General features: G+C 61.1%; 16 protein-coding genes. 1 reads left to right on the top strand and 15 read right to left on the bottom strand.

From position 1 onward, the window contains the following. Nucleotides 1–104 precede the first annotated feature (104 nt). From ACSQ8V_RS22005 to ACSQ8V_RS21990, 4 genes are all read right to left on the bottom strand, one after another. Nucleotides 105–2,972, bottom strand: a complete 2,868-nt coding sequence (locus ACSQ8V_RS22005) for an ATP-binding protein (protein WP_436207149.1) — start codon at nt 2,970–2,972, stop codon at nt 105–107. 412 nt (nt 2,973–3,384) lie between these two features. Next, nucleotides 3,385–4,845 carry a mechanosensitive ion channel domain-containing protein gene (locus ACSQ8V_RS22000; protein WP_436207148.1) on the bottom strand — a complete coding sequence of 487 codons (1,461 nt, stop codon included), beginning with the start codon at nt 4,843–4,845 and terminating at the stop codon, nt 3,385–3,387. A 235-nt stretch (nt 4,846–5,080) separates the two neighbouring features. Beyond that, nucleotides 5,081–6,436 carry an amidase gene (locus tag ACSQ8V_RS21995; RefSeq protein WP_436207147.1) on the bottom strand — a complete coding sequence of 452 codons (1,356 nt, stop codon included), beginning with the start codon at nt 6,434–6,436 and terminating at the stop codon, nt 5,081–5,083. A gap of 114 nt (nt 6,437–6,550) precedes the next feature. Further along, on the bottom strand, nt 6,551–8,185 hold the full coding sequence (locus ACSQ8V_RS21990; RefSeq protein ID WP_436207146.1) for an MFS transporter: 1,635 nt from the start codon (nt 8,183–8,185) through the stop codon (nt 6,551–6,553). A gap of 104 nt (nt 8,186–8,289) precedes the next feature. Here ACSQ8V_RS21990 and ACSQ8V_RS21985 point away from each other — a divergent pair, with 104 nt between their 5' ends. Beyond that, the gene (locus ACSQ8V_RS21985; RefSeq protein ID WP_436207145.1) at nt 8,290–9,162 is read left to right on the top strand and encodes a LysR family transcriptional regulator; all 873 of its coding nucleotides are present in this window, start codon (nt 8,290–8,292) and stop codon (nt 9,160–9,162) included. Between the two features lie 172 nt (nt 9,163–9,334). On the opposite strand, the gene garD is transcribed toward ACSQ8V_RS21985, so the two are convergent. From garD to ACSQ8V_RS21930, 11 genes are all read right to left on the bottom strand, one after another. Then, nucleotides 9,335–10,888, bottom strand: coding sequence for a galactarate dehydratase (garD, locus tag ACSQ8V_RS21980; RefSeq protein WP_436207144.1), 1,554 nt, complete (start codon nt 10,886–10,888; stop codon nt 9,335–9,337). A 42-nt stretch (nt 10,889–10,930) separates the two neighbouring features. Next, nucleotides 10,931–11,866: an ABC transporter permease gene (locus ACSQ8V_RS21975; protein WP_213762052.1), complete on the bottom strand. Its 936-nt coding sequence runs from the start codon at nt 11,864–11,866 to the stop codon at nt 10,931–10,933. After that, entirely contained in the window at nt 11,866–12,747 is an 882-nt protein-coding gene (locus ACSQ8V_RS21970; RefSeq protein WP_436207143.1) for an ABC transporter permease, read from the bottom strand. The genes ACSQ8V_RS21975 and ACSQ8V_RS21970 overlap by 1 nt, the downstream gene beginning before the upstream one ends. After that, complete coding sequence (locus ACSQ8V_RS21965) at nt 12,744–13,823, bottom strand: ABC transporter ATP-binding protein (RefSeq protein WP_436207142.1); 1,080 nt, start codon at nt 13,821–13,823, stop codon at nt 12,744–12,746. Before ACSQ8V_RS21965 ends, ACSQ8V_RS21970 begins: the two co-directional genes overlap by 4 nt. A gap of 98 nt (nt 13,824–13,921) precedes the next feature. After that, nucleotides 13,922–15,127, bottom strand: coding sequence for an extracellular solute-binding protein (locus tag ACSQ8V_RS21960; protein WP_436207141.1), 1,206 nt, complete (start codon nt 15,125–15,127; stop codon nt 13,922–13,924). Between the two features lie 466 nt (nt 15,128–15,593). Next, the gene (locus ACSQ8V_RS21955) at nt 15,594–17,054 is read right to left on the bottom strand and encodes a heavy metal sensor histidine kinase (RefSeq protein WP_213762048.1); all 1,461 of its coding nucleotides are present in this window, start codon (nt 17,052–17,054) and stop codon (nt 15,594–15,596) included. Further along, a complete protein-coding gene (locus tag ACSQ8V_RS21950; RefSeq protein ID WP_213762047.1) occupies nt 17,051–17,737 on the bottom strand; it encodes a heavy metal response regulator transcription factor in 687 nt (228 codons plus the stop codon). Before ACSQ8V_RS21950 ends, ACSQ8V_RS21955 begins: the two co-directional genes overlap by 4 nt. Before the next feature lie 141 nt (nt 17,738–17,878). After that, nucleotides 17,879–19,333, bottom strand: coding sequence for an efflux transporter outer membrane subunit (locus ACSQ8V_RS21945; protein ID WP_436207985.1), 1,455 nt, complete (start codon nt 19,331–19,333; stop codon nt 17,879–17,881). Between the two features lie 74 nt (nt 19,334–19,407). Further along, nucleotides 19,408–20,634, bottom strand: a complete 1,227-nt coding sequence (locus tag ACSQ8V_RS21940; protein WP_436207140.1) for an efflux RND transporter periplasmic adaptor subunit — start codon at nt 20,632–20,634, stop codon at nt 19,408–19,410. A 15-nt stretch (nt 20,635–20,649) separates the two neighbouring features. After that, a complete protein-coding gene (locus ACSQ8V_RS21935; RefSeq protein WP_436183684.1) occupies nt 20,650–23,889 on the bottom strand; it encodes an efflux RND transporter permease subunit in 3,240 nt (1,079 codons plus the stop codon). Between the two features lie 300 nt (nt 23,890–24,189). Next, nucleotides 24,190–25,068 (bottom strand): LysR substrate-binding domain-containing protein, encoded by an 879-nt coding sequence (locus ACSQ8V_RS21930; protein ID WP_436207139.1) that lies wholly within the window; start codon nt 25,066–25,068, stop codon nt 24,190–24,192. Nucleotides 25,069–25,126 lie beyond the last annotated feature (58 nt).

Below are 25,126 nucleotides of genomic sequence, written 5' to 3'. Positions count from 1 at the left end.
CGCACATGACGCACATGAGCCGCATCTCGATTCCGGTTCGAGGCTACAGAGAGGAAGTCTTAAAGTCCTGAGGACGACCTGAATCGTTCTTAAAGGATCGCTTCTTAAAGGATCGAGCCGCTCGTGCGTGGACGCGCAGCAAGGTCGCGTTCGGAGGACGACGCGGGGGAGCCGTTCAGCGGCGGGACGATATAGCCATCGCTGTGCTCAGGCTTAGGTACGTCAGATAACGGATGCGGCAACTGCATTTCGCTTGCCTTGCCCAGCCTTATTTGAAGTTCACCGAGGCTGGCGGCGGCACGGCGTTCGAGTTCACCCGCACCTTGGCGCACCGCGTGATCGAGTGCGGAGACGAACCACGATTCGGCGTCCGTCGTCTGGTGCGCAGCGAGCGCGATCTCACCCCTCACCCTGCACAGTTCCGGGTAGTACCAGCGTTCGCCCGTTTCCTCGCAATGACGAAACGCTTCGTTGATCGCGGCCGTCGCGTCGTCACGTCGGCCGGCAGCCAGCGAAGCCCGTGCGAACTGCGCAAGCAGCAGCGTCAGCGGTGCAAGAAAGCCGCTCTTGCGCAATGCGTCGAGCGACGCGCGGAACTGTGGCAACCGGCACTGGCCTTCGCCGGACATCGATTGCAGGTATTCTTCATAGCAGTCGCAGCAAGTCGCCCAGATCGCGAACCCCGCGTGCGACGCGCGGGTTCTCAACATCGCGATACCAGCCTCGGCAACGGCTTGGTCAAACGTCAGCAATGCGACCGGTATGAACGCCTCGACGAGGACATAACATGTCACCATGTCGTGCTCGTATTCAAGCGCGGCATCGAGCGCATGGTGTGCGAGCCTCAACGCTTCTTGCGTTTCGCCCTGAACCCATGACACCCGCGCAAGCGTAGCGCGCGCGACAATACCGTGATCGACCCGAAAGCCGACCGTGTTCCAGCGATGCCAGCCATGCACGTACGCGTTCAGCATTGCCTCGAGCTGCTCGCGGGCAGCGGACGGCTCGCCCGCATAGTGCAGCGCAATGCCTTCGATCCGGCAGCCGATGACACACTGAGTCCGGTTCCCGGACTGCTGTGCAAGCGCGCCGAAGCGGCGCGCGAGCAACAGCGCCGCCCGTGCTTCGCCGCCGTACTGGTAGGCGTTCCACAAACCCCACAGGGCGCGGGATTCGAACTCGGTATCGCTCGCAGCCACAGCGAGGGACAGCACCTCGGACCAGACATCGCGGAGCGCCGCTGTCGGCCCCTCCGTATAGACGAGTCCCGCTGCATAGGCGGCCAGGAGCCGCAGCTTCGTGTTGACGGACACGCTCGCGGTATCGGCATGGCTGGCGGCGTCGATAGCCATGCGAGCCCGCTCGCAACACTCGTCCACGAGCGAGACGTCGAAGAGAAACGGCACTGCCATCGCAGAGAGCTCGATGCCCACCGACCGGTCCCCGCCGGGAGAAAACGCCCAGTCAAGCGCGGTACGCAGGTTGCCCACTTCCTGGCGGAACTCGGACAGCCATTCGCCGGGCGGACGTTCTGTGCGGTGGTACGGAGCACGATCGAATACTGTACGCACCCAGGTCGCGTGTGCCAGCGCGGCAGCCTTGCGCTCGCCGTTGTCTTCAAGTTGCTGCAACGCGTAGGCCCTCGTGGTTGCAAGCAGGCGATAGCGCGACGGCACCGCGCCGCTATCGTGAATCACGAGCGACTTGGAAACCAGGCCCCCAAGTGCATCGAGGATCTCGGTTTGCGAAAAACCGTGGGCGGCCACCATATGACAGGCTGCATCGAAGGAAAATCCGTTCAGGAATACACCAAGCCAACGCAGCAACGTGCGCTCGGTATCGTCGAGAAGACGATAGCTCCAGTCGAGCATGGCCTTCAACGTCTGATGGCGCGGCAACACGCCCCTGAAGCCGCCCGTCAGGATACGAAAGCGCTCATCGAGATGGTCGGCCAGCACTTCAATGCCAAGCACGGCCGCGCGCGCCGCCGCGAGTTCGATCGCAAGCGGTATGCCGTCGAGCCGGCGGCATACAAGGCCGGTGAGAAAGATGCTGCGTTCATCAGAAGAAAAGCACGGATCGATCGTGCGGGCGCGGGCAAGGAATAGCTGCACCGCACTTGTCTGAAGGATCTCGTCGCTAAGGCTGGCATCCTGGGGCACATCGAGCGACGGCACGTGATACAGCAACTCGTCCTGAATGCGAAGTGCCTCGCGGCTGGTCGCGAGCACGCATAGCGCAGGGTTCGCAGCCGTCATGGCGCGCGCTATCTCCGCAGCCGCGTCGATCACATGTTCGCAATTGTCCAGCACGATCAGCATGCGGCGGCCGGCTGTTTCCGCTCCGATCAGATCGGGCGACAAGCGCCCGGCAGGCAACTTCATACCAAGTGCACCGGCGAGTGCTTCCAGCGCGAAACGCGCATTCGACACCGAAGCAAGCGGCACGAACACCACGCCGTCTGGAAAACGCATGGCGGACTGAGCGGCAACCTCCAGCGCAACCCGCGTCTTGCCGATACCGCCCGCGCCAACCAGCGTGAAGACCCGCGCGGCATTCAGTGCATCCAGCACTTGCGCAACCAGTTGTTGCCGGCCGATCAAAGCCGATACGCCGGCAGTAAGCACGGTCGAAGTGCATGGCAACAAAACTGCGGCATCTTCACGCTGCGAGGGCGGCTCTTCATGCGCCGGTATCAGCCGATAACCGCGGCCCGGCACCGTCTTGATCAAATCGCGATCCACGCCGAGCGCCTTGCGCAAGGCAGCAATATGAACCTGCAGATTGTTTTCCTCGACCACCGTGTCGGGCCATACGCGACGCATGATCTCGTCCTTCGAGACCAGCGTTCCCTGCGCGCGGATCAACAGCTCGAGAATGTCGAATGCGCGGCTGCCAATGCGCAGCGACTCGCTGTTAAGCTGGATTTCCCTGCTTTCGAGGGAGATGAGAAGTTGCCCGATCCGGACCATCGCACGCTCGATTCCGAAGGGTGATGGATGAAAAAACGGGTCACTGCGCCAAGCGATTCAGTTGGCAGATCTTACGGCACGGACACGAAGGAAAGATTGAAAAATTTCGATTCGACCCATCGAAATTCTTGATGTGTTTCGTTAGAAAAATAGACGAGCGGCGCAATGTAAGCAACCCGGTAGGCGGGCGCTCAGGCTAACGGTATGTCACCCTCGCCATGATGACTAATACGCTTTTCGCACCAGTCAGTAAACCAGACGTTTTTATAGCGATGACTTTATTGATGCTTGTATCGACACATAAGGCCCTCTTTTTAAGTCCGCTGCGTGACAGCTTAAAGATGGTTTTATGCCGCCAACAGTTGCACGCATACCGATGGAACCCTGTTCTACGGCTCACTTCGCGGATTCGCTAAGTGGTCAATTCATGTAGCTTCTGCATGCCATCGCGCAGCCAGTCCAGCAGCGTGCGTTCGGTGTCCACCAGCACGGGTATCTCGGCGTTCAGCTTGCGCAGAGAGTCTTGCCGTTGCGAAAGCAGGTGGCACATCTGCTGACCTATTTCCGGCCGGCTCTTTAACAAGGGCGTCAGGTCCGCCTTGTCCAGCCGATAGACTACAGCCCGCGTCAAAGCCGTGACTTGCGCTTGAACCGGCAAACCCGCCAGGACGCCCGCCTCGCCGATGGAGTCGCCGGGTCCCAGCCGCGCGGATTCGACCGGACCGGAGGGTCCCGTCACCATCACCGACATGACACCCGACTGCACGATCGTCAGGTAGTCCGTCACCTCGTCCGACTTGACGACCATCTGATTTGCTTCGTATTCGTGACGGGACAATCTCCTCGACAGCGCTTCGATTTCTTCGCCCTGCAAGGCACGGAAGAGATCGACGTGTGACAGGAGCCGTTGCCGGCTGTCAGCGGCGTCGTGGCGTGGTGGCCGTGGAACGCTCAATGGCCGGAGCTCGATTCCCGCAGCGGCAAGATGACGATGGCACAGGTCGTAAAGCTGGTTCGTCACGACCACGGACTTGCCCATGTCATCGATATAAACCGTGACTGCGTATTCAATCGAGTTGATCGAGGCGTTCTTGATAAGTGTATAGGGCACCGGCGTTTGCAGCACCAGACTGCTTCCCAGGACCGCACGCTCCAACGCGCCAAGGACGGTAGCCGGACGTTCTTCCGGTGAAATCTGCAGCGCGATGGACACGCCGTGAAGCGCAACGGGACGGCTGCTGTTGGTGATTTTTGCCTTGGCCGCCACACTGTTGGGGACGATGACGACATTGCCCTGGGACGTGAGCAGGTGCGTCGCACGCCAGTTCATCTCCAGCACCTTGCCCTCCACGCCATCAACCGAGACCCAGTCCCCAATGTGATACGGCTCGGTTGTGTTCAGCACGATCCCGGCGAACACATCGCTAAGCGTGCTTTGTATGGCGAGACCCAGCACGATTGCCAGTGCACCGGAGGTGGCGACCAGTCCGGTGACCGGCAGCCCCAGCACGAATGCAAGCGAGGCGACGACGGCTGCAAGAAAAACCAGCGCACCCAGCACGTCCTGGAAAAGACGCTCCCTGTGCCAATGGCGCGATCGGAACGCTGCGTCCAGCGACAACGTGAGAAGACGCGCGCCGATCAGCCACCACGAAACCTCGAGAATCTGGGCCGCAAGATGACGGCCCGCAGATTCAGGCCACGGCGCCGGCGTGAAGGGACTTAGCGCCGATCCGAACAACAGCGCGCTCAGCAGCGCGAAAATCACCAGTCTGAGCAGCAAGCGGATGGTGTCGTTGCGTGGAAACGCTGCGCGCCAGAGCACGACGTCCACCATGACCAACACGAAGCCAAGAACCAGCGGATCTTTCACAGGACTGCTCCCGACATGGAGGACCTCCCGTGTTGCTGCGCAACGAACGGCTGCGTACAGTCACGGATGTTTTGTCCGAATGCCTTCGCATTCTACGGTTTCCGGCTCTTATCCGTAGAACGTGTCGTGCGTCCGGCGTTCACAACGTGCACGATGCAGATGCACGGATTTGGGCGAGAGCACGAGAGTCGACTTGATCCGTCATACGCCCTGCACGCGGCCGGACCCTAAACAGTCAGGCGCTGTCCGGACCGCCTTTTGCCTGCAGCTTTACAGCCTTCCAGCCCGCTCGCGCTTCCACCCACTCTGCAACCGCGAGCAAACGCTCGTCGTGTTGCGCCGCGCCGATCAGTTGAGCGCCGAGCGGAAGACCGGCGGCCCCGAGGGCGATCGGTAGACTGATGGCGGGAACGCCCAGGAATGTCCATGGAGCGCACATCGAAGCGTCGCCGGTATAGCCGAGTCCCACGGGCGCTTCCCCTGTGGCCGGCGCGACGAGAAGTGCATCCAGACGCATGTCTTCCAGCAACCAGCGGTCAAAGAGATGGGCCAGCCGCACCTGCGCAGCCCTCGCTCGCGCATAGTCGAGACTCGATACGCCGCGGCCCTCGTTGATCAACGACGTCATGACCGAACTGATGAGGCCGGGCGACCGGTCCAGAAGCGCGCCATGCACCACCGCCGCTTCGACCGCCAATATCGCCGATACCAGCGCCCCCATGTCCTCCAGTTCCGCCGGCAAGTCGACCGTGACGACGTCCGCTCCATCGGCTTTCAGTTGTGCCGCCAGTCGCGCCAGCGCGTTGTCCTGAGCGGGTTCCATCGCAGTGCCGACTTGCCTGCGCAGCATGCCGATACGGATGACCGCACTGCCGTCGTTGCCCTGGCTTTTGTTCTTGCTGCATACGTGGGAATAGTGAAAGTCCTGGTCGTCGGAACCCGCTACGACTTTAAAGGCGTACGCCGCATCCGCGACGTTGGCAGTGAACATTCCGACGTGATCCAGCGATGGCGCCAGCGGCAACACACCGGTTCTGGCAATGCTCCCATAGGTCGGTTTGAACCCCACGACACCGCAATACGCCGCAGGGCGAATAACGGAACCAAACGTCTGCGTCCCGAATGCAAGAGGAACAATCCCCGCTGACACAGCCGCGGCAGAGCCGCTGGACGAGCCGCCGGGCGTATGCTTTTCATTCCATGGATTGACCGTCGGACCCGGGTGGCGCCAGGCGAACTCTGTTGTCACCGTCTTTCCTACGATGGTTCCACCTGCTTGCCGCAAGCGCGCTACAAGTACCGCATCAGTGCCGGGCGTGCGGCCCGCGTACGCCGGCGAGTTGTACTCGGTCGGCATGTCCGCCGTGTCGATAAGATCTTTTATGCCGATGGGAACACCCGCGAGCGGCAACCCTATGTCGGCTTGATTCACCACCGGCGCGTCCGGCAGATAACTAAATGCGTGCAACCACGGTTGGGTTTGCCGGGCTGCCTTATCGGCGGCTTCAATGCTTTGCTGGATTGTCAGAACCCCGCTCTCGACAGCACGGCGGATGTCGAGCAGGGTAAATGCGTTTGCTGGTTCAGTCATCTCGTGAATAATCCCGGTGTGTGTTCCGCGTGTTCCATGGCCTAAGCGCGCTAATGCCTTAGTATGCCAGTCACTTGACCTGAGACAATAATGGCAAGAGGGGTAAGTATTTGCTCATCTACCTCCAAGCGGTTGCGTCGCAGGACGCATGCGCCGGCCAGCCAAACCCCACACGATTGCAGCAATGACCAGGGCGAGCACGCCCGCAACGTACAGCGCCGAAGCGAAACCACTAGCGAAACTTGCCGGGGCCGCAACTGCCAGGAACACCTTTGCGGCTGGCGCTAAATGCTCGGTCGCGTGAACCGCGTCGCCGGCTAGCAATCTGGACATGAAGTCGGCACCAAGCGAATGCCTTACTGCGGGAGCATTAACCAAGGCTAAGTCGAGTGCCGTCTGAGTCCGCGAGGCAAGCACGGCGCCAAGCACCCCTACTGACGTGACGATCGCGGTAAACCGCGTGGTTGTGCTGATGCCGGAAGCCATGCCGGTTCGATTAGGCGGAACGCACGCCATGATCGCCTTCTGCGTATCCCCGTTCAGTATGCCGGCACCACAACCCGTGACGATCATGCCGAGTGCGACCAGCCAGTATCTTTGATCCATTGCTACTGACGCGGTCAATAAATTCCCCGCGCCGATCAGGCCAAGCCCAACGGTCAGCAGCGTGACGCTGGAAAACCGGCCCGCAAGCCACGCCCCTATGTAGGGACCCGCGATCATGGCAGTGGCAAATGGAAGCATGCCGATGCCCGCGCTAACGGCCGGCCATCCGAATGCGTTCTGCAGATACAGCGGCAGGAACGTCATCATGACCTGAGCGCAGGCTGCATAGCCGAACATGCTAAGCACAGCGGCAACAAAACGCGCCTGACGAAACAGCGACAAGTCGATCATCGCGTGAGGGCGGTTCTTTTCCAGCTTCAGAAATGCGATAAGTAATCCTGCGCATCCTGAGAACCGGGCTATTGTGGGCAGACTTTGCCAACCGTCTGTTTGTGTTCCGATCAGCGCCCAGATGCCAAGTGCCAAAGAGGCGCCGAACAACAGGCTCCCCATTACGTCGATTGCCCCGGCTTGGGGGTTGCGTGACTCGCGGATAGAGCGGTGCACGCACCAGGCGAGCACCGAGCAGACAGGCAAGTTCAGGAGGAAGATCCACCGCCACCCGAACCACTGCGTAATCACGCCGCCGACTAACGGCGCGACCGTGGTCGCCAGCCCCATGCACATGCCCCATACGGCCCAGGCGCGCGCGCGATCGGGTCCGTCCTGGAAGGTATTGGCTATCACGGCGAGCGCGGCGGTCAGCAACATCGACGCGCCCACGCCTTTTACCGCACGAGCGAGATTCAGGAAAAGCGCGGTAGGTGCAAGCCCGCATCCGAGCGATGCCAGACAGAAGACACCCAGGCCGATCATCATCAATTTTTTTCGCCCGAACCGATCGGCTATACCGCCGGCGGCCAGCAAGCACGATGCAAAGGCGACCATGTATGCACTCACGACCCATTCGACGTCAGCAAAACCCACGTGGAACGATCGCGCGATCGAGGGCAGGGAAACGGCGACCACGTTGGTATCGAGAACGATCAGCGCGCAGGTTGCCGAGGCGGTGCCCAAAACGAATCGCGCTGCCCGCCTGCTCGACGCCGGGTTGGAATCCTTGTCCTGCGAGCGCTCGTTGTCCGCAGGCGAAGGACCATCTGGCGGCTGCTCATGATTTATGAGCGGACTTCTTCGAAACATGGAAACCACCATCGGGAGGAAATTGATGGTGGTCATACTATCTATAACCGTATTAACCGTCACTAACGTAAGATCACAGAATTATTCACGAAAATGTTAATACAGTGAAACTCGAACTTCGTCATATCCGATGCTTTGTTTGTGTTGCCAGGCACCTCCGCTTCGCCCGCGCGGCTGAGGAACTGGACATTGCACCGCCCTCGCTCACCAAGCAGATTCAGGAAACCGAGCGGCTATTGAACGTGCGTCTGTTTCATCGGACCAAACGCAGCGTTGCGTTGACCGCGGCAGGCGAAGCTTACTTGCCCGAAGCGCTGGCCGCCCTTACCCACTTGTCACGCGGGCAGGAACTTGCCGCACTAGCCGAGCGCGGAGAGCTGGGCCGGATCGAGGTGGGATACGTCGCGTCGGCGGCATTTGCGGGTGTGCTTCAAAACACCATTAGGGGATTTCGCCGTGACAACCCCCGCATAGAGATAGTCCTTAGCGAACTTGCGATGGACCGGGTGCCGGCCATGCTTGCTGAAGGTCTTATCGACGTCGCGTATGTCAGGCCGCCCATGCATTATCCAGAGGGAATCCAGGCGATCACGCTGTATCGCGATCATTTTATTCTGGCCATTCCTGAGGACTCGCTGCTGGCGGAATCGGCAAGCGTTTCTCCCGCCCAATTGCGTGACTGTGTTTTTGCGTTGCCTGAGCAGGACTTCGGGACGTTTGAGGTCGGGCGCAGGGGGCGTTTTCAACCGCAGTTGGGCCAGAGGCCAGGACCGTTGGCCGCAGTACTGGCTTGTGTCTCGCTAGGGGGAAATGTCGCGGTAGTGCCGCGCACGCTCAGCGATTGTGTTTCACTTCCAGGCGTGGTTTATAAGGCGATTACTGGAAAACCGATCGTATCGGAAGTCGCTATGGCATTTCGCCAGCATGAGCGTGCGCCTGCTGTACGTGAATTTATCAGTTATACGAAACAGTTGTAGTTCAAAGGCCGATGCAACGGGTATCGAAACACCAGTGTGATTGCTTCTGAGGAAATGAAACGAAGAATGGGTAAAGCAAGGGGGAAAGAGACCACCGCTGCCAGCCGATATATTCATCGGCTGGACAGCAGTCATGTAATCGACTGCACAAGTATCTTCAACAACCAGCCGATCACGTCACCGGCGCCGGATTAAACAAAGTAAGCGCGTTATGCAGTTTCAAATGCTCGGCACATGTCTCCTTGCGTCCGCTCGCCACGTCCAGCATCAAGCGGAACAGCTCCCAACCTACGTCTTCAATCGTCGCGTCGCCGGTTGCAATGCGACCCGCATCGACATCCATCAAGTCATGCCAGCGGCGTGCCAGATCGGAGCGTGTCGCGACCTTGATGACAGGTACCTCCGCCAGGCTATACGGCGTGCCTCGCCCCGTGGTGAACACATGCAGATTGATACCGGCGGCGACCTGCAGCGTACCGCAGATGAAATCGCTCGCGGGCGTTGCCGCAAAGATCAGGCCCTTCTGCTTCACCTTCTCGCCGGGCGATAGCACACCCGAGATAGCCGAGTTGCCGGACTTGATGATCGAACCCATCGCCTTCTCGACAATATTCGACAACCCGCCTTTCTTGTTTCCGGGCGTCGTGTTCGCGCTGCGGTCCGCACCGCCGCGCTTCAGATATGTGTCGTACCACTGCATCTCGCGGATGATCGCCTGCGCAACCTCGGCGTTGGCGGCACGGCTCGTCAATTGGTCAACGCCATCGCGGACTTCGGTCACTTCAGAAAACATCACCGTTGCGCCCGCACGCACCAGCAGATCGGTGGCGAAGCCTACCGCGGGATTCGCCGTGAGTCCGGAGAACGCATCGCTGCCGCCGCACTGCACGCCGATCACGAGGTCAGAGGCAGGACACGTTTCGCGCCGCCGCTGGTTCAGCCGTTCGAGATGACGCGTAGCAGTACGCATGATGGAGTCGATCATCGACTGGAAACCAACGTGCGCGTTGTCCTGCAGCACGACAACATCGCCATTCGAATCGTCCCCTGCCGTCGCAATAGGAATTGTGCCGACGGGCATCAAGCGCTCGGGCTGCAGCTTTTCGCACCCGAGGCTCACGATCATCACTTCGCCGCCAAAGTTCGGATTCAGGCTGATGTTGCGCACGGTGCGAATAGGAACCATGGCATCGGGGGCATCGATAGCAACACCGCAACCGTAGGTATGTTCGAGCCCGACAACATCATCGACGTTCGGATATCGCGGCAGCAACTCAGCCTTGATCCGCGCGACCGCATGCTCGACCACGCCCGACACACATTGCACGGTCGTGGTGATCGCGAGGATGTTGCGCGACCCCACCGACCCGTCGGTGTTTCGATACCCCTCGAACGTGAACCCTTCCAGCGCCGGCATCTCGGGCGCCGCGCGCGTGGCGATCGGAAGGTCCTCCAGACCCGGCGGCTCCGGCATCCGGATCACGTGTTCGTTGATCCAGCTTCCTTTGGGCAAGTCCTTCAATGCGTAGCCGATCACCACGTTATAGCGCACCACGGCTTCGTTCTCGGCCAGATCGGCGAGCGCCACTTTATGGCCTTGCGGTACACGCTCGCGCAACACGAGACCATCGGCGAACATGGCGCCTTCAGGCAGGCCGCCGTCGTTGACGACGATCGCCACATTGTCCTGACGATGAACCCGAATGTAGAGAGGAGACTGTTCCATTTCAATCGAACCTTAAGGTGACTACTCGCGACTACTCGCCCATCACTGCCGCTGTTCCTTGACGCGTGAAACGAGTTGCGTCGGGCTCACGAACTGCAGCGCGATCAGTACCCATACCAGGGTGATCGCCATGTAGATCATCGCCATTGCATCGATGGATTGAGGCGCACGCACACCCGTCGAAAAGACCGCGTAGTACAGCGCGACCACCAGCGTCTGCGTGGTCGGCCCGGCGGTAAAGAACGTCAGTTCGAACATGCCGATAGTGCGAACGAGCACCAGCAAGCCCGCAGCCAACATGCCCGGCATCAGTAACGGCAGCAGTACATAGCGGAAATACTTCGCCGTGTTCGCACCAAAGATACGTGCGGCTGCTTCGAGATTCGGATCGATCTGTTCGATGAACGGCGTCATCACGAGAATGACGAACGGCAGCGCGGGCACCATGTTCGCCAGGATCACGCCGCTCAATGTTCCGGCAAGACCGACCTTGTACATGACGGTTGCCATCGGAATGCCGTAGGTGACGGGCGGAACCATCAGCGGCAGCAGGAACACCAGCATCGCGAAACGCTTGCCTCGAAATTGCACACGGGCGAGCGCATAGGCGGCCGGCACGCCCAGTGCGATCGACAGGATCACCACTGCGCCAACCACCTCGATCGTCACCCACAATACGCTCGCAAGCTGGAAGTCGCTCCATGCCTGCGCGTACCAGTGCAGCGTGAATCCCGGCGGCAACAACGTGCCGAACCAGCGCGTCGCGACGGAGTTGACGGCAACGGTTGCAATCAGCAACAGGACGTTGAACAGGAAGAACGCCATCGCGCCCCAGACGAACATCTTCCAGAGCCGGTCCCCAAGGCTTAAGCGCGGTTTCATCGGCTTGGCCGGTTGTGCACCGTCGTTGCGGCTGTCGCGAGGCGCCGAGGCATGAGTGGAAGCGGTCCAGGCAGGTGCATGATTATCGGTTGCCATCAGCCTTTACCTCCGGTCACCGGTCCCGTGTAGAAGAAGCGGCGCGCGCTCAGCATGCCTGCCACCACCAGCAACTGCACAAAGCCCATCACCATCGCTATCGCGGAAGCGAGGGAATAATCGTAGCTTTCGAATGCGGCTTCGGCGGCGGCGATCGAGATCACCCGCGTGGGTCCGGCCGGAGCACCGAGCAGCACTGCCGATGGAAACACCGAGAACGCCTGCACGAACGACAAACACGCAGCCATGGTCAGCCCGGGCATCAGCAGCGGCAGGTAGATCTGTCGAAACTGCTCCCAGGGACTTGCCCCCAGGGTTGCCGCAGCGCGCGCAAGCGTCGGGTCGATGCCGGTCACATATGAGAGCGTCAGCAGAAAGGCAAACGGAAAGCCCGACACGATCAGCGATATCAACACGCCCCAATAGTTATGCGTGAGACGCACTTCATCGCTATATAAATGCAGTCCATGCACCGCCTGCGAGAACCAGCCGTTCGGACCGAAGTAGGTCAGCATGCCGTCGGCGATCAGCACCGTGCCCAATGTCACCGGAATCACCAGCAAGGTGGTCACGAACTTCTGATACGGCGAATTCCGGCGCAAAGCGAAGGCGACTGGAACCGAAAGACCCACGTTGATGATCGTCGCCGGTACCGCGAGCTTCAAGGTCACGATGATGGTGGGCCACATCGCGGTATCGGTGAAAAAGGCGATGTAGTTGGCGAACGCGGAGCCGCCGTTCATCGGCTGGAACGACAGCACGAGGCCGTACACGAACGGATAAACGAACAGCGCGAGGATGAAGATCAGCGCGGGAGAAACCAGCCACGCCTTCGCGTCGCGTGGGACTGCTGAAGGGAGCGGAACGGTTGGCGAGCTCATGGCGTTTCCCCGTCGTACACCAGTGTGCGTGCTGGTGGAACGCGCAGGCAAATGGGTTCACCTACCGCCACGTCACCCGTCACGCGCGCCCACAGACTGCCGAACGCGGCCTTCACGCGAATCAGCGAATCGTGGCCGCCGTATTCCACCGTCAGCACCTCTGCATTGAACGCATTCTCGGCACCGGGCGCGGCGCGCTGCAGGTCTTCGGGACGCATCGCGACACTCACGCGCTTGCTGTCGAAACCGGCCATCGGCATGCCGATCAGCCGCACGCCGTCCGAGCTTACGGCCACGCCTTCACCCTGCATGCCTTCGAGCGTAAATTGCGCCACGTTCCGATACCCCATGAAGCGCGCGACATGCAGGTTGCCGGGCCGTTCGTAGATTTCCTTTGGCGACGCGACCTGCTGCACAGTGCCTTCCCGCATCACGACAATGCGGTCGGCCATCGATAGCGCTTCGTCCTGATCGTGCGTCACGTAGATCGTTGCGCGGCCGAGCTGGCTGTGAATGCGCCGGATCTCCGCACGCATTTCAATGCGCAACTTGGTATCGAGATTCGACAGCGGTTCGTCCATCAGCACGAGCGCCGGTTCGATCACGATCGCGCGAGCGATGGCAACACGCTGCTGCTGGCCGCCGGACAACTGCCCCGGCAACTTCTTCTCCTGGCCGACAAGCTGCACCATCTGCAGCGCTTCATACGCGCGACGGGCGGCTTCGCTCTTCGCGACGCCGCGCATCTTGAGGCCGAAACCGACGTTATCGAGCACGGACATATGCGGGAACAGCGCGTAGTTCTGGAACACCATGCCGAAGCCGCGTTTTTCCGGCGGCAGGACGTCGATACGCTGGTCATCGAGCCAGATCCGTCCGCCGGTCAGCGGTTGCAAGCCGGCGATGCAATTGAGCGCGGTGGACTTGCCGCATCCCGACGGCCCGAGCAACGCGATGAATTCACCGCGCTGGATGTTCAAGGCAAGACCACGGAGCGCCGCGACCGCCTGACCTTCGGCGTTCATGAAACTGCGGCTGACCGAATCAAGACGCAACTCATCAAACTGATGCTTCATGGCAGGTTCCTGAGGCTAAGAACGACACCGTGCGACGAACTTGACTTAATCGCCTAAAGCAATCATCAAGCCGCCGCACGGCCGTAAAAACTACTCCGTTACTTCGACTTCTGCGACCCGATCTCGCGGTCCCACTTCTGGAACGCGGCGACCATCGCGGTGGCGCTCAGCGGCACCACATGCGGACGATCGGCGAGCAGCTTCGCGTATTCCGGCCGGCCGTACTTCTTGATCACGTCCTGGCTCTTCGCCGGGGCTTGATCGATCGTCACGCCCTTCACTGCCGGACCCGGATAGAAATAACCGTCGTCGAAGGTCATTGCCTGCTGTGCGGGTTCAAGCATGAAGTTCATCATCTTGTAGAGCACGTCGAGCTTTTCCTTCGGCACGCCGTTCGGGATCACCATGTAATGGGCGTCGTCGACCCATGTCATGTTGTCGAAGGCCTGGACCTTGTATTCAGCCGGCACGAGGCCAAGCGCGCGCGGGTTGATGTCCCAGCCGGTTACCGTCACCGTCATGTCGCGCGAGCCTTCGCCGAGTTCCTTCATTACCGCCGACGTACCGCCCGGGTAGTAAGGAATGCAATCGTTCAGTTGCTTGAGAAAGGCCCAGGTCTTGTCCCAGCCGTTGATCGGGTCTTGCGGGTTCTTGTCGCCGAGCACATACGGCAAGCCCATCAGGAAGGTACGGCCGGGACCGGAATTGGCCGGGCGTGCATAGATCAGCTTGTCCGGATGCGCCTTGCACCATGCGAGCAATTGGGCAGGCGTTTTCGGCGGATCGGTCACCTTGGCGGGGTTGTATTCGATCAGCGGACCCGCAGGCATGTACGTCACTTCAATCCCGTAGCCTTGCGCGAGGTCCTGCATCTTGCGCGGACCGGGCGCGTATTTATCGAGTACGCCGGGGAACGCCGTGGCCTGATCCGGCAGCAGTTTCATCCAGAGCTTTTGTTCGATACCCGCGGCAAGCGCGTCCGTGCCGGTCAGCACGAGGTCGATGTCCGAGCGGCCGGCTGCCTGCATCGCCTTGATCTTGCCGGGCAACTGCGGCGCGGGTGCATTGGTGAACGTGATGTTGGAGACGAGTTGCGGGTACTTCGCCTTGAAGGCCTCGAACGCCTTCTGCGTCAGTTGCAGATTGCCCGCCACGTCCACGATGTTGATCGACACCGGGTCCGCCGCGTGCGCGGCAGGTGCGGTGACAATTGACACCGCGGTGACTGTGGTGACCGCGGCCACGGCGCTCAACGCCATGCGCAGCACCCCCAGCTTCGCCGACAAACGGCCGGACATAGTCATTTCGTCTCCTCGCTCTTTGTATGGATTTTATTGCGGATCGATCAAAGCCGATGCCGCCACGCGACACAAATGGACCGCAGCCAAAGGTCAGCGTCGCGGCGCATTTATCGATGTATGTTGTCGTATGAGAACATAACTGTGACGGGGCGCGCTTTCTATCACCGTAAACCCCTAATCACGATGCCTTCGGCCTCCCGGCAACGGTCGAACGGATAGCGCCCTAACCCTTACAGATAATCATTCCCACGATTTGAACCGCAGCGGGATCAGATCGATTTGAAAGCAGCGTGGTAGCGGATAGGGGCGGTAAATATCATCGACCTTGTTGTACGACAACCTATCTTTTGAATACGCGAGGAGACACCGCGTCTGGTCAGGCAGAAAAACGAATGAAGGGATGATTGCCCGAAAGGGCCGCTCCCCGGCGCGCTGGGCGCCGGGCAAGCTTTTGATACCTGCCCCAGTCTCAGTGACTTGCCGAGGCGGGCTGCATCGGGACACCGGACGACGCATCGGCGGGCGCATTGGCTACCAGCGTTCCAGGCGCACTCTCCTGCTCGCTGCGCGACGCGGCGACCGAGAACGCAAAGGTATTAATGCCCCCGGCGCTGGTAACAGAAACCTTGCCGCCATGCATTTCCGCCGTTGCCTTGACGATCGCCAGGCCCAGCCCGTGGTTCTCGCGGCTGTTCGTTCGCGAGACCTCGGCGCGATAAAACCGGTCGAACAAATGATCGAGCACGGCGGGCTCAATAGGCTCCCCCGGATTGGCGACGGCCACGCGGACCTGGTCGCCTTCACGCGTGATCGAAACCTTGATGGTCGATCCTTGTGCGCAATGCTGGATCGCGTTCATCAGGAGATTGATGCACGCGCGGCCGAATAGCGACTTGTTCACGCGCACGAGCGCATCACCCGTGTAGACCGCCCGCACCTGCGCTTCCTCCAGCGGAATCTCCAAAAACTCCAGCGTATGGGCAACTTCAGCGGCAAGCGATGTATCGACCAGCCCCGTCGCGCGTTCGCCCTGATCGGCTCGCGCGAGGAACAGCATGTCGTTGATGATCGCCCGCATGCGCTCGAACTCTTCCAGATTCGACTGCAGCGTGTGACGCAGGTCGTCGACGGAACGGTTACGGGTCAGCGCCACTTCGGTCTGCCCGATCAGGATGGTGACGGGCGTGCGCAACTCGTGCGCGACATCGGCATTGAACGATTCGAGCCGCCCGTAAGCGCCGTCAAGACGCTCAAGCGCCCCGTTGAATGAATTGGCGAGATCGTTGAGTTCCAGCGGCAGCGAGCGCGTATTCAGCCGCTGCGAGCGATTGTTCGGGCTCACCGCCGACGCGTCCCGGGTCAGCCGGGTGAGCGGCGCAAGCCCGATCCGGGTAACCGAATAGCTCAGCAGCAGCACCCCGAGACTGCCCAGGGCGGACAACGCGGCGAGCGCAAAGCCGAATGCGCGCATGGTCCGCGCGTTCGCCGAATAACCGGCCGCGACCTGCAGCATCACGGCCGGCCGCTGGGCATAAGCGGGGAGTTCGACCGTGCTGGTCAGCATGTCGTTTTCGCTGCCGGAGCCGGTTCGCACCCGTGCATAACCACCCGCCCAGGTTTTCATGACCTGTCCGGTGACCGGCTGGCCGAACTGGTACGACGAATCTGCGCTCCGCACCGAATACAGCGTGACGCCGTCGCGCGGCGTCATGTCGGTGAGCTTTTCACGCGCCATTTTCCATTTTTCAGGCGTGACGGCGTGATAAACGATGATCCGCGCGATCTGCGTGCGGTCATCGAGCGACTCGCGCAGATGCACTTCGAGTTGCGTGCGCAACACCAGGAACAGCCCGGTTCCGACCAGCGTGAAGACAAACAGCGCGACGGCCGCGAACATGAAGGCCAGACGCCGGGCGATAGATCGATTCATGATGTTCCCGCTTCTTCGCGGACCTCCAGCACATAGCCCATGCCGCGCACCGTGTGCAGCAGCTTGGTTGGGAATGGGCCGTCCAGCTTGGCCCGCAGGCGCTTGATCGCGGTTTCCACCACATTGGTATGGCTGTCGAAATTCACGTCCCAGACCAGTTCGGTGATCGCTGTCTTCGACAGAATATCGCCTTGCCGGCGCGCCAGCACGCTCAGTAACTGAAATTCCTTGGCGGTCAGGTCCAGCCGTATGCCATCGCGCGTGGCGCGCCGGCCGATCAGATCGACATACAGGTCGCCCAGCGAGATCAGCGTCGACTCCTGCACGCGGGTGCGCCGCGCCAGTGCGTGCAGCCGCTCAACCAGCTCCAGAAAGGAGAACGGCTTGGTCAGGTAATCGTCGGCGCCTTCGCGCAGGCCCCGCACGCGGTCGTTGATCTGGTCGCGCGCGGTCAGCATGATGACGGGGGTCGCCTTATGCGCGCGCAGCGCCTTCAGCACGCTGAAGCCATCGCGTTTGGGCAGCATCACGTCGAGCACGATCACGTCGTAGTCGAATTCGATCGCGAGATGCGTACCTTCCTCGCCGTCAAGGGCCACGTCGACTATCCATCCCTGCTCTGTCAAGCCTGAGCGCAGATAGTCAACCACCTTGTGTTCGTCTTCCACGATGAGCAGTTTCATGCGCGCCTTCTTATGTACGTATTCCCATTATAGGAAACCGTTGTGTCTCCCCCTGCGACAAGTGGCGAAACCCGGGTCTGCACGACCCGGGCCGGCAGCGCCCGGGCGCGTTCACGTCACTCGCGCATTAATCCGCATTCGTCAGTTTGGCGGGCTGGCTGCCGCCGTTTTCTCCGGAGCTGCCGCGTTGACGTCCCAGCCGCCCCCCAGCGCCTTCACCAGCGACACCGACGTCGTCCATTGCTGGCCATGAATCTGCACATCCTGACGCTCACTTGTGAGCAGTGACTGCTGCGCGGTGATCACATCGAGGAAGGCGACCAGGCCGCCCGAATAACGATCGTTGGCGAGCGAAAGCAAACGCTGCGCGTCAGTGACGGCCTCCTGCGACTCCTTCGATGCCGCATCGAGTACCGACAACCCGGTCACGCCGTCCTGCACCTGCTGGAACGCATTGAGCACCGTCTGGCGATAGTTCGCCTCCGCCGCCTGATAACCGGCGCTCGCAAAATCAACATTGGCGGCGCGTCGACCGCCATCGAAGACAACTTGTCCGAGTGTGGCGCCAAGCGTCCACATCAGCGTCGGTGCGCTCAGCAGGCTGGCGAACTGCGTGCTTTCCCAGCCGATACCCGGCATCAGCGAAAGGCTCGGGAAAAACGCGGCTTTCGCCACGCCGATCTGCGCATTCGCCGCGGCCATCGCGCGTTCCGCCGACGCAATGTCGGGACGCCGCTGCAGCAAATCACTTGGCAGTCCGAGCGGTATCGCGGGGACGGACGTATTGATCACCTTCGGCGCAATCGCGAATTGCGGTGCGGGAATGCCAATCAGCGCAGCGATTGCATGCTCGAACTGGGCGCGCTGGTTGAGCAGCAGGCGAGCCTGGACGCGCGTGGAGTCGAGTTCGGATTTCTGCTGCAACACGTCAAGCCCCGACACCGAACCCAGGTCATGCTCGGTGGTCACGTAATCCAGCGCCTTCTGCTGCAGGATGACGGAGCGGTTCAGCACGTCGATCTCGGCATCGAGTTCGCGCATCGAAAAATAATCGCTGGCCAGGTCCGTGGTCAGCACGAGCCGCGCGTTGGCGAGATCGTCGCGCGATTGTTCGGCGGACGCCCGCGCGCCCTCGACTTCGCGGCGAATCCGGCCAAACAGGTCGGTGTCGTAGTCAATGGTCGGACCGACACTGATGTTGTTCTGCACCGTCGACTGGGTCGGCGTGGCGTAGTTCGTCAGCGGCCGGTTCTGCGATATCCGGGCACGCGACCCGGTGGCGCCAAGGTCCACCTCAGGCACCAGCTGCGCCTTGTTGTTCGCGAGAGTCGCACGCGCCTGCGCGTAATGCGCGCTCGCGGCGGCGAGTGTCTGGTTCTGCGCGAGCGCTTGCTGCTCGAATCCATTCAGCGATTCATCGCCGAAACTGGCCCACCATTCCGGCACCAGCGGCGCGTGCGACGGCTCGGCGAGACGCCAGTACGAGTCGGTGTGCCACGCAGGCGGGGTGTCGGCGTGAGGCTGTTTGTAGTCCGGCCCGACCGTGCAGGCGGACAGCAGAACCGCTCCGGATGCCATCACGGTCGTGCTGGTCATCAGGGTCAGGATCTTGAGGGCCTTGAGCCGTGCCGGCAGAATCGGCCACTGAGCCGGCCACTGGCGCGCGCGCTTCACGACGTCCCCTTCTTCTTGGCGGGCTGCTGCGGGGCGATCAGGACATGATCGCCGTCCGCAATGGAATCGCTCGGATTGATGATGATCTTGTCGGTCGCTTCAATGCCGCTTTCAATTTCCAGCGACTGCCCCAGGTCCTGCGCAATCACGATCTTGTGCAGATCGACATTGCCGTTCTGGTCGACCACCGCAACCCGCGGCCCTTCGGAGCGGAACAGCAGCGCATTGCCCGGCACCAGCAAGGGCGCCCGCACCGTAGCCGGCAGCGCCACCTGGACGTACGCACCCGGGCGCAGCTTGTTATCGGGATTAGGCAGGCGCACTTCGATCTGCAGCGAACGGGTGGGGACATCGATTGCGCCGGAGATATGGGCAATTGATCCGTGGAACTGCTGGCCCGGCAACTCCGCCTGCGTGACGATGACATCCTGCCCTTGCGTCACGTTTTGAGCATAAGCCTGCGGAAGCTGCACATAGACCCGCAGCGGGTCCGACTGCGCCATCGCGAAGAGTGCGCGGGGGGCGCCGCTGCCCGCATCGATCAGGTCACCCACGTCCACATTGCGCTGCGTCACCACGCCTGTGAACGGAGCCACGATGCGCTTGAACGATTCGAGCTGCATCAGGCGCTGCACGTTCGCATTGGCGGCCGCGAGATTCGCGACGTCCTGGTCATATGTGCTCTGACGCTCGTCGAGTTCCTGTTGAGAGACCGCATCGCGCTGGCGCAGTTGCTGCCAGCGCTCGAACGAACTTTTAGCGAGCACGAGACTGGACGAGCTCTGGTCGCGTTGCGCAACGGCCTGCTTCAGTTCCTGGTCAATCTCAGGCGTATCGAGATCGGCGAGCAACTGGCCTTGCTTCACCCGCGTGCCAATATCCGCATACCAGTGCAGCAGATAACCCGTGGCGCGTGCGTAGATAGGCGACTCCACGTAGCCGCGTAACGTGCCCGGCAGCAAGGTGTTGCCGCCGCCCGCCGCCTGCTTGGGCAAGACGACGTTCACGTAGACCTTTGCGTTTTGCTGCGAGGTCGCGGCCACCGAGCGGCTTTGCATCACGTCCGACACCACCGTGCGGCCGGCGCCCAGCACGAGCAGGACCAGCACCACGATGATGGCAATCTTCGCCCGTTTCCATTCACGGCCTCGAGGCGGCAACGCGTGCCCGTCCTCGGTCTCCCTGGCGGGAATCGCTAGCGAAGCATGAGTTTTTTCTGTCATATCAGTCAGCCATATTTAACTTGGAGCATGCTCGCCGGCGCCATGGTCAGGGCCGCCGTGGCCTGGGTTGCCGCCTGAACCGCCGCCATGATCGTCCTGGTCACCCGCCGAACGATCATGCCGCCGGGCCAGCCGGCTGTGAATACCCGCAAACACGAGCGGCACGAAAAAGAGTGTGGAAACAGTAGCGAAGAGCAATCCGCCGATCACCGCGCGGCCGAGTGGCGCGTTTTGTTCGGCGCCTTCGCCGAGACCGAGCGCCATCGGAATCATACCGATGATCATGGCGAAGGCCGTCATCAGCACCGGCCGGATACGGCTCGCGCCGGCTTCCAGCGCAGCGGTCAGCGGCGGTGCGCCGGCCTGCAGCCGCTGGCGCGCGAAGGACACCATCAAAATACTGTTCGCGGTCGCGACGCCCATTGTCATGATGGCGCCGGTGAGCGCCGGAACGCTCAGGTGCGTGCCGGTAAGGAACAGCATCCAGACGATGCCGGCCAGCGCCGCCGGCAACGCGCTGACAATGATCAGCGGGTCGATCCACGACTGGAAATTCACCACGATCAGCAGGTACACCAGCACGATCGCCATCGCCACGCCGATACCCAGGCCAAAGAACGACGAGCGCATGGTCGCGACCTGGCCGCGCACGACGATCTGGCTGCCGCGCGGCAAGGTGGCACGGGCCTGATTCACGAGCTTGTCGACCTGCCTCGCGATACTGCCGAGGTCGCGTCCTTCCACGCTCACGAACACGTCGATGACCGGGCGGATGTTATAGCGCGACACCACCGCGAACTGGTTTTGCGGCGTGACCTGCACGAGGTTGCCGAGCAGTTGCGTGGGTCCCGTGGCGCTGCCGGAAACGGGCGTGCGCAAGAGTTCGTCGATTGATGAAACCTGATACTGAGGCGTCTGCACCGCGACCGAATACTCCACGCCATTCTTGTTATTGAACCAGAAACCCGGGGCGGTTTGCGAGCTGCCCGACAGCGAGACCAGCACGTTCTGCGCGACGTTGTTCGCCGTCAGGTTGAGCTGCTGAAGCCGGGTACGATCCATTTGCAGGTTGAGCGCGGGTTCGTCCAGCTTCTGCTGGATGTGGGTGTCGACCGTGCCCGGGATCTGGCGGATCGCCTTCATCAGCTTCGCCGCGACCTGGAAGTTACCTTGCTGATCCGCACCGGAAATCTGTACGTCGACCGCGGCCGGCAAACCAAAGTTAAGAATCTGCGTAACGATGTCCGCGGGCTGGAAGAAAAATTCGACGCCCGGAAAACGCTTCGGCAGCTCGGCGCGCAACTTGTCCACGAATTTCTGCGTGGGGTCGTGATCCGCCGTCAGCGCAACCTGAATCTCACCGTCGAGGGTGCCGATCGTGCCCGCGTTGCTGTATGACAAGTTGATGCCGCTATACGGCAAGCCGAGGTTATCGAGGACCGTGACGAGCTGATCGGCCGGCACGATCTCCCGCACCACTCTTTCCACATCGTCCGCGAGCCGCGCGGTTTCCTCGATCCGCGTGCCGGTCGGCGCACGCATATGCAGGCGAATGTCGCCGGAGTCGACGGTGGGGAAGAAGTCCTCTCCCAGCGCGAATACCAATCCTACCGACAGCACGCAAAAGCCCAGGAACGCCGCAGCGAACACCCGGCGCCGCACAAGCAACGTACTCAGGATCACGATGTAAGTGGCGCGCATGCGCTCGAACCCGGCGTCGAAACGGTGATACAGCCGCATGAACACATTCGGCTTCGATCCGCTCTTCGGCTTGTGCGCGTGGCCCATCAGCAGCATCGCGAGTGTTGGCACGAGCGTACGCGACAAGATGTACGACGCGAGCATCGCGAACACCACGGCTTCGGCGAGCGGCACGAACAGGAATTTCGCCACGCCCGTCAGGAAGAACATCGGCACGAAAACGATACAAATACACAGCGTGGAAACCAGTGCGGGAACCGCGATTTCGCCCGCCCCTTCCAGGATTGCCTCGTGCAGGTCCGTGCCCATGTGCAAGTGCCGCTCGATGTTCTCGATGGTCACCGTTGCATCGTCAACCAGGATACCCACTGCGAGTGCGAGCCCGCCCAGCGTCATGATGTTGATGGTCTGGCCGAGCGCGTGCAGCACCAGCAAGGACGAGAGGATCGACAGCGGAATGGAGACCGCGATGATGCAGGTGCTGCGCCAGTTGCCGAGGAACAGCAGGATCATCGCGGCGGTCAGTGCGGCGGCGATCAGCGCTTCGCGAATCACGCCCTGCACGGCCGCCTTGACGAACACCGATTGATCGAAAAGCGGCGTGATTTTCAGATCCTGCGGCAGCGAAGCCCGGGCGTCCGGTAACAGCGCATAGAGGGAATTGACAATGGACAGCGTCGACGCACTACCGTTCTTGAGCACCGAGATCAGCACACCGCGGTGTCCGTCCTGGCGCACGATATTCGTTTGCGGAGAGAAGCCGTCACGCACATGGGCGACCTCTCTCAGGTAAGTGGTTGCACCATTGAGCGTGCGTACCGGAATGTCGTTCAGCGCGGCGATAGTGGCCGGCGAACCATTCATGTTGATCGTGTACTCCTTCATCCCGATCTTGGCCGTGCCGGTGGGCAAGATCAGGTTCTGCGTATTGAAGGCGTTCACCACGTCCGACGGCGTCAGGCCTTTCGCCAGCAGCGCGCGGGTATCCAGGTCGACCGACACCAGGCGGCTTTTACCGCCATACGGATACGGCACGGCCGCACCGGGAATGGTCACCAGTTGCGGCCGCAGGAAGTTCAGGGCGGTGTCGTTCAGGTCCTGCTCGGAGAGCGTGGGGCTGGACAAGCCCAACTGGATCACCGGGATACTGGAGGCCGAATAACTGATCACGAGCGGCGGCGTGGCGCCCGGCGGCATCTGCTTCAACTGCGCCTGTTCCACGGCCACCGTTTGAGCAATGGCGGTCTGGATGTTCGCGGTAGGTTGCAGGAACACCTTCAGGATGGCGATGCCCGGCAGCGACTGCGACTCGATGTGTTCGATGTCGTTGACAGTGGTGGTCAGGCTGCGCTCATTGACCTGCGTTATTCGGTCGGCCACGTCCTCGGCTGACAGGCCCGTGTACGTCCAGATAATGCTGACGACAGGAATGTTGATTTCCGGCAGGACGTCGACCGGGGTTGTCAGGAGCGCAAACGGCGTCGCCAACAGGATCAGGATGGCCATCACGATAAACGTGTAGGGCCGCTTCAGCGCAACGTTGACAATCCACATTGAGACGCGCTCGAAAAAAGCAGGAAAGAAAAATGAACCGCTGGAATGCAACGACGCCGTTCAGCATAGGTTTGTTTGCACACAGCGAGCCGGATTGATTGCGGCCCGAAGCCGTGCAGCCTTTCAGACAACTAATAGCTGATAGGCAACTCACGCCCCGATCTTAACGGGAGGGTACCAACGCCTACATGGCGCCAAAATGGCAGAAATGTCAGGAAGCGGAAGCTGTCGCAGATTTTCCAGCGGCAAACGTTTTCGCGCAATCGGGCTGCTTTTCATACCCGATAAAAATAGAACGCTTCACGCTAATTTCGAGTCCACCCATGACACAAACGCCGCCACCAGCGGCGCCTCCTTCAACTCGTGCCGACGCACCCAGTAATACGCATGCTTGCCCGGCACGGTGATACGAAAGGGACGAACGAGCGTGCCATCGGCGAGATCGTCGCGCACGGAAAAGCTATCGCCCAATGCTACGCCTTGTCCCCGCACCGCGGCTTCGATACCCACATGCGCAATGCCAATTTCTAGAATGCGCAAACCTTCAAGCTTGTCCGCCGACGCCTCTGCCAGCCATCGCATCCACGACCCGGCGTGCTCGCAGAACAAGGTCCGGTTGGCCAGGTCCTGCACGGTGCGAAGGGCACGTGGCCCGTTCATGAGCGCTGGACTCACGACGGGGAACAACACCGGATGCATGATCAGCTTGACATCGCGATCACGCCAGCGGCCCTCGCCGTATCGAACACAGAGATCGACGTCGGATGAATAGATTTCCTTGTCGTCGTTGGACGGGATCAGTTTTAAGTTGACTGCGGGGAATTGCCCGAGGAAGTCGCCAATGTGCCGTGCGAGCCACCGCGAAGTGAACAACATCGGCGCCGATACCACCAGGTCTCCCGCAATGACGGGCGAATCCAGCCTGACGACTGCTGTCGCGATCATGTCGAACGCGTTCTTGACCGGCTGCAGCAGCGCTTCGCCGGCAGGCGTCAGTTTCACCCGTGCCTTCGAGCGAATAAACAACGCCACGCCAAGGGTGCTCTCCAGCACACGCACCTGATGGCTGACCGCGCTTGCCGTGACGTTGAGTTCCTCGGCCGCGCTTGCAACCGTCCCATGGCGCGCGGTGGCTTCGAACGCACGCAGGGGATTGAGTGGGGGCAGTCGATGGCGCATGGGCAAGTCTTATGAACGTGGAAAAACGAAAGATGCTGAGAAAAATTTGATTTAAGGC

It is taken from the genome of Caballeronia sp. LjRoot31, assembly GCF_964253885.1.
GTDB lineage: Bacteria > Pseudomonadota > Gammaproteobacteria > Burkholderiales > Burkholderiaceae > Caballeronia.
Note: the sequence above shows the minus strand (reverse complement) of the source record. Positions and strands in the feature narration are given on the sequence as shown.

Excerpts from the sequence above, each read along its gene's own strand:
- ACSQ8V_RS21970 (WP_436207143.1), bottom strand. The coding sequence starts at position 12,747 with ATGAGCTCGCCAACCGTTCCGCTCCCTTCAGCAGTCCCACGCGACGCG.
- ACSQ8V_RS21955 (WP_213762048.1), bottom strand. The coding sequence starts at position 17,054 with ATGAATCGATCTATCGCCCGGCGTCTGGCCTTCATGTTCGCGGCCGTC.
- ACSQ8V_RS21935 (WP_436183684.1), bottom strand. The coding sequence starts at position 23,889 with ATGTGGATTGTCAACGTTGCGCTGAAGCGGCCCTACACGTTTATCGTG.
- ACSQ8V_RS21960 (WP_436207141.1), bottom strand. The coding sequence starts at position 15,127 with ATGACTATGTCCGGCCGTTTGTCGGCGAAGCTGGGGGTGCTGCGCATG.
- ACSQ8V_RS21975 (WP_213762052.1), bottom strand. The coding sequence starts at position 11,866 with ATGGCAACCGATAATCATGCACCTGCCTGGACCGCTTCCACTCATGCC.
- ACSQ8V_RS21945 (WP_436207985.1), bottom strand. The coding sequence starts at position 19,333 with ATGACCAGCACGACCGTGATGGCATCCGGAGCGGTTCTGCTGTCCGCC.
- ACSQ8V_RS22005 (WP_436207149.1), bottom strand. The coding sequence starts at position 2,972 with ATGGTCCGGATCGGGCAACTTCTCATCTCCCTCGAAAGCAGGGAAATC.
- ACSQ8V_RS21990 (WP_436207146.1), bottom strand. The coding sequence starts at position 8,185 with ATGTTTCGAAGAAGTCCGCTCATAAATCATGAGCAGCCGCCAGATGGT.
- ACSQ8V_RS21965 (WP_436207142.1), bottom strand. The coding sequence starts at position 13,823 with ATGAAGCATCAGTTTGATGAGTTGCGTCTTGATTCGGTCAGCCGCAGT.
- garD (WP_436207144.1), bottom strand. The coding sequence starts at position 10,888 with ATGGAACAGTCTCCTCTCTACATTCGGGTTCATCGTCAGGACAATGTG.
- ACSQ8V_RS21995 (WP_436207147.1), bottom strand. The coding sequence starts at position 6,436 with ATGACTGAACCAGCAAACGCATTTACCCTGCTCGACATCCGCCGTGCT.
- ACSQ8V_RS21930 (WP_436207139.1), bottom strand. The coding sequence starts at position 25,068 with ATGCGCCATCGACTGCCCCCACTCAATCCCCTGCGTGCGTTCGAAGCC.
- ACSQ8V_RS21950 (WP_213762047.1), bottom strand. The coding sequence starts at position 17,737 with ATGAAACTGCTCATCGTGGAAGACGAACACAAGGTGGTTGACTATCTG.
- ACSQ8V_RS21940 (WP_436207140.1), bottom strand. The coding sequence starts at position 20,634 with ATGACAGAAAAAACTCATGCTTCGCTAGCGATTCCCGCCAGGGAGACC.